Here is a 1,585-nt window from a genome sequence, read left to right on the forward strand (position 1 = left end):
GGTGATCGCCGACCTCGGCTGGGCCGACGGCGGCGAGGTGGCGGTGGCTCCCCGGGCGATCCTGCGCCGGCAGCTCGACCGGCTGGGCGCGCGCGGGCTGCTCGCCGACGTCGCCACCGAGCTGGAGTTCATCGTGTTCGACGAGTCGTATCGCCAGGCCTGGGCCGTCGGTTATCGCGGGCTGACGCCGGCCAGCGACTACAACATCGACTACGCGATGCTGGCGTCGGCGCGCATGGAGCCGCTGCTGCGCGACATCCGGCTGGGAATGGAGGGGGCGGGCCTGCGGTTCGAGGCCGTCAAGGGCGAATGCAACAGGGGCCAGCAGGAAATCGGCTTTCGCTACGCCGAGGCCCTGGTCACCTGCGACAACCACGCCATCTACAAGAACGGCGCCAAGGAGATCGCCGACCGGCACGGCAAGAGCCTGACGTTCATGGCGAAATACGATGAGGCCGAAGGCAACAGCTGCCACATCCACCTGTCGCTGCGCGACAGGGACGGCGGTGCGGTGTTCGACGACGACGGCGGCCCGCACGGCATGTCGGCGACATTCGGCAGTTTCCTCGCCGGCCTGTTGGCCACCGTGCGCGAACTGACCTTGTTCTACGCGCCAAACATCAACTCCTACAAGCGATTTGCCGACGGCAGTTTTGCGCCGACGGCGGTGGCCTGGGGGCTGGACAACCGCACCTGCGCCCTGCGGGTGGTCGGGCACGGGCGCAACATCCGCGTCGAGTGCCGCGTTCCCGGCGGCGACGTCAACCCGTACCTCGCGGTGGCCGCCCTGATCGCCGGGGGGCTGCACGGCATCGAACGGGGCCTCGAGTCCCCCGCGCCGTACGTCGGGAATGCCTACCAGGCAACCGATCTCGAGCGGCTGCCCGCCACGCTGGCCGAGGCGGCCGCGGCGTTCGAGGCGTCGGCGCTGGCGCGCGAGGCGTTCGGCGACGACGTCGTCGCGCATTACCTGAACAACGCCCGCGTGGAGCTGGCGGCCTTCAACGCGGCCGTCACCGACTGGGAAAGGATGCGCGGGTTTGAACGCCTCTGAGTCGGACGGTGGCAACCCGCGCCGCCCGGCTACGCCGCGCTCGCGATCGCCACGTAGGGCGAGGCCGGTGATCGGCCTGACCAGTTATTTGGAGCAGGTGAAGACGGGGATCTGGGACATCGCCGCGGGGTATCTGCCGGCCGACTACTTCGAGGGCGTCGTCATGGCCGGCGGCATCGCGACACTGCTGCCGCCGCAGCCGGCGGACGACGACACCGCCGGTGCGCTGCTCGACCGCCTCGACGGGCTGGTGATCACCGGGGGCTACGACATCGACCCCGCCCGCTACGGCCAGGATCCGCACCCGGCCACCGACCGCCCCCGCACCGACCGCGACGACCTCGAGTTAGCGCTGCTGCGGGGCGCGCTGGACCGCGGGCTCCCGGTACTGGGCATCTGTCGCGGCGCGCAGGTCCTCAACGTCGCATTCGGCGGCACGCTGCATCAGCACCTCCCGGATGTCCTGGGGCACAGCGGTCATCGGGCGGGCAACGGCGTGTTCACCAGGTTGCCGGTCCGCACCGTGGCGGG

The 1,585-nt window shown here is 70.6% G+C and carries 2 protein-coding genes; both read left to right on the top strand.

Annotated features, from left to right (window positions below):
- On the top strand, nt 1-1,054 hold a 1,054-nt coding region (locus tag BN4348_RS59185), incomplete at its 5' end, for a glutamine synthetase family protein (protein WP_066917786.1).
- Nucleotides 1,041-1,585, top strand: a 545-nt coding sequence (locus BN4348_RS59190; RefSeq protein ID WP_084454764.1) for a gamma-glutamyl-gamma-aminobutyrate hydrolase family protein, incomplete at its 3' end; no start/stop codon positions are given. The genes BN4348_RS59185 and BN4348_RS59190, both read left to right, overlap by 14 nt.

The sequence above is a fragment of the Mycobacterium interjectum genome (assembly GCF_900078675.2).
Classification (GTDB): Bacteria; Actinomycetota; Actinomycetes; order Mycobacteriales; family Mycobacteriaceae; genus Mycobacterium; species Mycobacterium interjectum.